The following is an 8,448-nucleotide window of genomic DNA, read 5'->3' on the forward strand; positions in this document are numbered from 1 at the left end:
AGAGTAAAAAATAAAAAACGATTATGATTAAAATTTTCGAACCATAATAAAATAAAACAGAATCGGTTTTCAATCTAAAGTCATCAAATTTTTAAAATTTAAGATGCTATAAAATGTACTTTTCAAAAAAGTTCCATAATATATATTATGCGATAATCTTATGCAAAAAACAAAGCCTATAATAGGCTACTTAATTGGTCTTTAAAGTACATTCCTTAAAGACCAACACATTTATCATGAAAAGTACTCATTACGATAAAAATAAAACAGAATAAAGGATAATTTTAAAAAAGTGTTTTATTGAACGTGAATATTACGTTCTAATAAACTTATGCATCTGTTTCAAAAATAAGCCCTTGATATGCCGGCTGAACATTTGGTGGAACATAATTGACAACCTCATTGTAATCTAGCGATCTATCCATATGTGTGAGGATGGCTTGTTTTGGCTTCAAATATTCTATCCATTGTAATGCTTGATCAACAGAAAAATGGCTCGGGTGAGATTTAAATTGAAGGGCTTCAATGATAAGAATATCCAAATCCATTAATTTGGATAATGTTTTTTCAGGAAATTCACTAACATCTGTACAATAGGCAACATTCCCAATACGAAAACCTAAGGAATGAATATTTCCGTGGTATTGTAAATGCGTCTTAATGCTTATTGCTCCACCCTGCCCCTGAATCATAAATTGGCTGTCTTCATCGATAAGATGCTCTTTTAAGATAGGTGAATAAGATGAATCTTTTGGTGTTTGAAAACAATATCCGAAAGCATTTTTGAGATGTTCTAGTGTATGCTTGTCTGCATAGATATCTATTAAGCATTTTTGTGCAAGTGCATAGCTGCGTAAATCATCAATACCGTGGATATGATCTGCATGAGAATGCGTGTAAAGAGTAGCATCAAGATGGTTTACACGCGCATCGATCATTTGTGAGCGAAAATCTGGACCTGTATCAATAACGATCGTTGTTTTTTTTCCTGATGATTTAATACGCTCAACTAATAAAGAACTTCTGTAGCGTTTGTTTTTAGGGTTATTCGGATCACATGCTCCCCAATCGCCATTCGGTCGAGGAACTCCTGGAGAGGGACCACAGCCTAATATTGTAAATCGGTACTGATCACACATCGCTTTTACCTTATTTCATTTTGCTAAATAAACGAAAAGCATTCCGTGTTGTTATTTGAGCTGTTGCTTCAATGCTTAAGCCAATTGTTTCAGCCAAAACAGCTGCTGTATAGCGTACAAACGATGGTTCATTGGTTTTTCCTCGATGAGGACTAGGAGCTAAAAATGGTGCATCTGTCTCCACCAGTAAATACTCATGGGGCACAATTTTTGCTATTTCACGAATTTCAGATGCGTTTTTAAAAGTAAGAATACCTGAAAAAGAAATATAACCACCAAGTTCAATACCAGCACGAGCAAGCTGCATTCCAGACGAATAACAATGAAGAATAAAAGGGAAAGAACCTTCTTTTATCTGTTCGCGTAAGATTTTTTCCATATCGATATCTGCATTGCGTGAATGTATAACAAGCGGAATCTGGGTCTCTCGAGAAGCAGTGATATGTTCTTGAAAAACTTTCTTTTGCTCTTCTGGTGTAGAATAATCATAATGATAATCAAGCCCCCCTTCCCCAAATGCAACAATTTTAGGATGCTTCGAGAGCTGTATAAGCTCTTTGGCTGTAATATTTTGTTCTTCATGCGCATGATTGGGATGTGTTCCAACGGAACAAAAGACTTGATCATAGCTTTGCGCAATGGCTAACAGCTTATCTAACTTATGAACATGGGTTGAAATTGTTATCATACGTTTAACATCAGCATCTAAAGCCCGTTGGATAACATTATCCAAATCTTGTGAGAAATCTTCAAAATCAAGATGACAATGTGTATCAATGAGCATGATGAGAATCTTCTTTCTTCAAAACATAACGAGGAAAAATCGGTTCTGGTGGTGGAAGATCAAGTCCTTCTTGAATTTTTACATGACTTATATGATACAGCAACCGATCATCTTCAGCAACCGCAAGACTATCAAGAAGTTTTGCTGCTGATTGGGGGATGAAAGGCAAAAGCATAATTCCTATTCGTCGTAAGATTTCTACAGTTATATAAAGAACTGTAGAAAATCGATCTTGATCATTCTTCCGTAAACTCCAAGGTTGTTCGTTGGCAAAATAGCGATTGGCATCTGCTACAACTGAAAAAATAGCTGAAAGGGCCAAGTGCATACTATGAGAAGACATCGCTTGTTGTACAGTTTCAAGCACTTGAAGAGATTGTTCTAAAAGATGTTCATCCTGAATTAAAAATGCGGCGGGTTTAGGAACCTTTGCATCACAATTTTTGGCAATCATAGATAAAGAACGCTGTGCTAAATTACCAAGATCATTAGCAAGATCGGCATTAATACGGTTCACAAGGCTTTCATGGTTATAACTACCATCTTGTCCAAAGGGTACTTCACGGAGAAGAAAATAACGAACCTGATCAAGACCATAATGATCAATCATTTCAAAAGGATCAACGACATTTCCAACAGATTTTGACATTTTGGCACCACGATTAAGTAAAAAACCATGGGCAAAAATATTTTTAGGCAGTTCAATTCCCGCCGACATTAAAAATGCTGGCCAATAGACGGCATGAAAACGAATAATATCTTTACCAATGATATGTGTATTTGCAGGCCAAAAATCACGTTTTTTTGAATTTTTATTAAAAAAATTAATTGCTGATAGATAATTTGTAAGCGCATCAACCCAGACATACATCACGTGTTTTGGATTCTCAGGAACAGCAACTCCCCAATTAAAACTTGTCCGTGAAATAGAAATATCTTTCAAACCTGATTTGATAAAACTTATAATTTCATTACGCCGCTCAAGGGGAGCAATAAAATCAGAATGTTTTTCATAATATTCAAGAAGATCTTTTTCATAACGAGAAAGTCTAAAAAAATAACTTTCTTCTTCATTCCATTCAACGGGAGAACCTAATTCCTTTTCCCGACGAACATTATCTGGTCCAACTTCCGTATCTTTTTCTTCATAATAGGCTTCTTGGCGAACCGAATACCACCCCTTATAACGACCGAGATAGATATCGCCATTTTCTTCCATCTTTTTCCAAATTTCTTGACAAGCTTGATAATGGCGTTCTTCTGTCGTACGAATGAAATCATCGTTAGAACAATTTAATACCGCAAGCATTTTTTGAAACACAGCACTATTACGATCTGCAAGTTCCTGAGGTGTCATGCCCAATGCTGCTGCGGTTTGTTGCATCTTTAGACCATGCTCATCTGTACCAGAAAGAAAAAATACATTTTTTCCGTTTAATCGTTGAAAGCGAGCTAAGACATCGCTTGCAATGGCACTATAGGCATGCCCAATATGCGGATGACCATTAGGATAAAAAATAGGAGTTGTTATGTAATATGTATCACGCATATCATACTCATTGTAAAACGCTATAAATAAAAGATACAATGACATAACGCCTGTTCATCACATTGTCACGAAAAAACTAATCCTCATGAATGATCTTATGAACTCTAAAAAGTAAGTTAATAACAAACTGCTTCTTATCGAGATTAAACAGTTGTACTTCCTCTATTTCTCGATGAATCTCCTGCCATTTTTTGCGCATATTTTTTTTGAGAGGAATAAATTTCCTTTTTCAACGAGCATAATAGCTTTTTGTTGAATTTTATCAAGAATTTCATCACAAAATTGTTGAAATTGAAATGCGGAAGAACCGGATGAAAATGTTTGTGCAAGCGTGTGTACAACCGTTTGGTTACAAATAGGTTGCTCTAAGAGCGCATCAATCGTTTTAATAATTTCAAGACCACCATGACAAATAAGTAGAGCAGCTTTTCGAGGACTTCCTTTGGATTTTGCAATAATCATTTCAATTGTTTTCTCGTCAGGTACATCCTGATTGGCAAAAATATGTGTAATGACTTTTTTCATTTCATCATGATTCAACGGGCGAAAGGAAATTTTTTGACACCGTGAATGGATTGTTGGAAGCAATTTTCCTGAAGAATGCGCGATAATAATAAAAAGCACTTTTGCAGGGGGTTCTTCAAGTATTTTAAGAATTGCATTGGCAGCATTTCTATTCATATCATCTGCAGAGTCAATAATAACAATACGCCATCCATTATCTTGCGATGTTCGGCTTAAAAAATGCATAACATCACGGATGTCATCAATGAGTATTCCTGTTTTAAACTTTTGTGTTTTTACATCAAATCGACGTGAAATATACAAAAGGCCAGGGTGACTGCCTTGTGTAATTTGGCGCCATATGACGGAATGAGAATCTGGTTTCAGGAAAGTCCCTTCTTGAGAACTTAAAATATTCCAAGCAAGGTGAAAAGCTAATGTAGTCTTTCCAATTCCATATTCTCCTTCAAATAATAATGCATGATGCAAACGCTCTTCTTTACGCATTTGTGTCAAAAAATGACGAACATCTTCATGACCAAAGATAATATTATTCTGGGACGGAGATAAAATTGTATCAATATCATCATATTGTCGTAAGATACTTACATTACTCATGAAAGATTATCCAATAATACCTGATGACAAATATTTTTTATTTGATATGCAACGGTCTCTACTGAGCTAGTCGCATCAATGACTCGAAATCTATGGGGTTCCTGTCTGGCCAATCGCAGAAAAGCTTGACGCCTTTGTTCTTGAATTTCCAACTGATCTTTTTCAAAATAATCAATTTCTTCGTTTTTTTCTCTTCGCAAATTTGCGCGCTTTATACCACACGCTGCTGGCATATCTAATAAAAATGTTAAATGAGGCATAATACCATTAAGCGCAATACACTCTAAAACAGAAAGAAGAGAAGAATTGATTGTTTCATTGAGTCCTTGATAAACGCGTGTAGAATCAATAAAGCGGTCACATAAAACAATTTTACCTTTTTGCAAAGAAGGTGCAATGATCTCGGCAACATGATCGGTACGTGCCGCTGTAAACAACACAGCTTCGATCAACGGTCCATATTGTTGTACCTTCCCTGATAACAGAATATGCCGGATTGCTTCCGCCCCTGCCGTTCCTCCTGGTTCTCGTGTTGTAATAACATCATAACCTTGGAGAGAGAGATATTCAGCAAGTAAAGAAATCTGCACTGTTTTTCCTACCCCGTCCCCTCCTTCGAATGTAATAAAATAACCTGACACGTATGAACCTTAATCTTATTAGCGTGTAACTACAAATATTTCCGTAACCATCCAATCGTTATTTCATAGAATGCATCTTTTACTTTTGTAAAGAAACTTCCTTTCTGAACATTCATTCCGGCAAAAACTGGTTTTTCCAAAAGAATCTTTTTACCTTCTAAAATTTGAATAACGCCAACGGGTTGCCCTGAAACAATAGGAGCTTTCAATGGACCATGATATTTAATTTTTGCTTTAACATTGACGTCTTTTTCATTTGAAAGCATAAAACTTATCGGTTTTTGGATAATAAGTGGGACAAAATTTTTCTTGCCTCCATAAACAGAAGCACGCCCAACCATTTCTCCTTTTGTGAAGATCGTTTTGAGATCAAAAGCCGTCATTCCCCATTGAAGAATGCGTTCTATTTCCGTTGTATGTTTTTTACCATCTTGCAAACCACTGATTGCTAAAAAAACGCGTCGATGATTTTTATAAATGGTGGCAACCATTGAAAATCCTTCTTTTTCGCTGTAGCCAAAACCAAATCCTTCTACACCAATTTCCTTAGAAATAAGAGGGTTTTTATTCCGTTGAAAAATATTGTTCCACGTAAAATGAGGCTCACGATAAAGTGCATAATAATCTGGATATTCTTGAGCAATATGACGCGCCAATATAATCATATCGCGCGCTGTTACAAACTGTCCCTCTTCGGGAAGCCCTGTTGCATTAACAAAATGGCTCTGAGATAATCCAATTATTTTAGCGCGCTGATTCATCAGCTGTGCAAAGTGGGCCTCATCTCCTGATATTCCTTCAGCCAGAATAATAGCAGCATCATTTCCATTGACAATAATTAAACCACGTAAAAGATCAGAAACACTGATTTCTGTCTTTATTTTTGCAAACATAGTGGTTGTACCGGAAGGTGCCCCCCCCTTGCGCCAAGCATTTTCACTGACCTTGAATTTTTGGGTATTTTTTAATAATCCTTCTTTTAATTGATAAAATACGACTTCTGCCGTCATCAATTTTGCTAATGAAGCAGGAAAAAAAGGAATATCACTTTGTTTTTCATAAAGTATTGTCTCTGTATTATCATCGAGTAACAATACTTGTGAAGCAGAAGTTTGAAAATTTTGCGCTCTTCCCCACGTGTTAAATGCCAATATCCCCCATAAGCTCAATAAAATTCTTAATACTGTACCCATAGCCGCTCCTCCCATTCAAAGATCAGCATAAAGAATCATTATATAGGAAAAAACTTTCTTATTTCCGCAAATTGAGGAATTATTGACTACTCAAGAAAAGATTTTATTTTTATTCAGCATGAGCAAAAATAAAATAATACACTTTTTATTTTTTTTATTTCTAGTACATTGATTTGTTTTATATAAATCATCACTTCTTTAACTTTAAGTTGACAAAAATACTGCAAGACTCTCTCATCATCTCACCTCTTTGAAACAAGTAAAATCGCTTTTTTACCCTTTATAAGCACAGTTAGTATAGAGGTTAAGATTATAAAAGAGAAAGTAAAAATACTTTTTATAAAGCTCTTAAGCTAAAGGATTATTGCAAAAACATTAAGAGCTTTGCGTAAATTTATGATGCTATTTATATCTTCATACGTGTAAAAAGTGTAATGCCTATAATGGTCTTAATGGTCTTAACAGTTATAATATTCACAAACTTGTTAATAAAATGGGCTTGAGAGGCAGACATACCTCTTTAAGACGAAAAATAAGCACGTGCAAATTGGTAATACAAAAGTGTATTTTGTTTGAGGTTTTTAGTTTACGTAAAGAGTGTTACTCTATTAAAAATAGCATGAGCTATGTGTAATCTCTTGATAAGGCATTACTTTGTATGTTTTTGAAACTTGCAAAGTCGAATCAAAAGGAAATATTTTTGCTTTTTAGACTTTATATTCTTTTCCAATTAGATTGTATAGACGTTTCAGAGATCAGACAAACAGCCTCACACAATCCGCTTATCCTCAATTTGGCAAAAACTTTTATGGCAGAAAAAACGCACTTTAATTAGCAAGCACTGCCATAAAATCAGAAATAAAACCGGCAATACACTGAAGAGGCGTACTAAACTATTAATAATAACACTCCCCTCAAGCTTTTTCATCATTTTTTATTTGAAAATGATATCGATTAAAAATCAATATATTGTTCCTTAAAACAGCTGCAGCCAATTTAACTTTGTTTTTTTGTTTAGCTTATTTACAGAAGCAACTTGATCGAGTGGCACCGGCTTATCAAGCATGATAGGACCAATTTCTGGTAATTTCACTGCAATAGTTTTATTGCGTTGCTCCTGTGAAACAGAAGCTGCTTTAGCTAATTCTTCTTTATTTCCTGTATTGCGCCCCTTGAACAAAACAGTTTCTCTTTTCTCCGAAACATTTTCTGACGCTAATAAATACGAGTCAGTATTTCCAGGAGTATAAGAGGCCATTAAATATGCATCATCATAATAGCCAATGGGGGCTTCAGCAATATATTCCACTTTAACATCTGTGACCCCCTTATCTACATAACCAAGTATTGTTGCCGCTTTCTTTGATAAATCAATGATGCGGTCTTTCATAAAAGGTCCGCGATCATTCACTCTAACAATGAGTGAAGATCCATTTTTCAAATTAGTAACACGAGCATAGCTAGGTAAAGGCATTGTAGGATGAGCAGCAGTCAAAAGATTCATGTCATAAATTTCACCGTTTGCTGTTAAACGCCCATGAAAATCTGAACCATACCATGATGCTTCGCCAACACGTTTATACGTTGGATTATTTTCAGGATAATACCACTTTCCTTTTATTTGGTAAGGTTTACCAACAACTGCCCGCCCACGCTTTTTTTCGGCTAGTTGATTTTTCTCATTGGATATTGGTTTTGGTAAAGCAGAAGTATTTACGTTAACCGGTTTATTATGATAAGAATCTTTTATTGAAAAATGCATAGTTTCACTTGCGCAACAAGATATCAATGATTGAGAAATGACGATCACAGAAAATAATTGAAATGTTGGTTTAATAATAGAAGTAAATTTCTTTTTACTATTTGAAGGCATCTATTCAGTCCACTTATTTTTGTTAAGTACTACTGTAAAAATCACGTCACGCTCTTTGTCGCGATAGGAGAATTTACATTAAATGATCTCCCTCGCGCATATACCATCCTTGAATTCGCCTCTTCTATCAAAAAATCAACAAATTGT

Annotated in this window: 6 protein-coding genes and 1 pseudogene; all 7 read right to left on the reverse strand. The window is 35.2% G+C overall.

Annotated elements, in window-relative coordinates; all coding sequences use genetic code 11:
• Positions 1-329: 329 nt before the first annotated feature.
• A complete protein-coding gene (locus BN338_RS02385; RefSeq protein WP_039758661.1) occupies positions 330-1,139 on the reverse strand; it encodes an MBL fold metallo-hydrolase in 810 nt (269 codons plus the stop codon).
• 10 nt (positions 1,140-1,149) lie between these two features.
• Positions 1,150-1,923: a TatD family hydrolase gene (locus BN338_RS02390; protein ID WP_039758663.1), complete on the reverse strand. Its 774-nt coding sequence runs from the start codon at positions 1,921-1,923 to the stop codon at positions 1,150-1,152.
• Positions 1,913-3,472 (reverse strand): methionine--tRNA ligase, encoded by a 1,560-nt coding sequence (gene metG / locus BN338_RS02395; protein ID WP_039758665.1) that lies wholly within the window; start codon positions 3,470-3,472, stop codon positions 1,913-1,915. Before metG ends, BN338_RS02390 begins: the two co-directional genes overlap by 11 nt.
• Before the next feature lie 76 nt (positions 3,473-3,548).
• Positions 3,549-4,594: pseudogene (locus BN338_RS02400) on the reverse strand (DNA polymerase III subunit delta').
• On the reverse strand, positions 4,591-5,235 hold the full coding sequence (gene tmk / locus BN338_RS02405; RefSeq protein WP_039758667.1) for a dTMP kinase: 645 nt from the start codon (positions 5,233-5,235) through the stop codon (positions 4,591-4,593). The pseudogene BN338_RS02400 and the gene tmk overlap by 4 nt, the downstream one beginning before the upstream one ends.
• Positions 5,236-5,264: 29 nt before the next feature.
• Entirely contained in the window at positions 5,265-6,428 is a 1,164-nt protein-coding gene (locus BN338_RS02410; RefSeq protein ID WP_039758668.1) for a D-alanyl-D-alanine carboxypeptidase family protein, read from the reverse strand.
• A gap of 976 nt (positions 6,429-7,404) precedes the next feature.
• Positions 7,405-8,301 (reverse strand): septal ring lytic transglycosylase RlpA family protein, encoded by an 897-nt coding sequence (locus BN338_RS02415; RefSeq protein WP_039758671.1) that lies wholly within the window; start codon positions 8,299-8,301, stop codon positions 7,405-7,407.
• Between the last annotated feature and the right edge of the window lie 147 nt (positions 8,302-8,448).

Origin of the sequence: Bartonella queenslandensis AUST/NH15 (genome assembly GCF_000312585.1) — a bacterium.
Lineage (GTDB): Bacteria > Pseudomonadota > Alphaproteobacteria > Rhizobiales > Rhizobiaceae > Bartonella > Bartonella queenslandensis_A.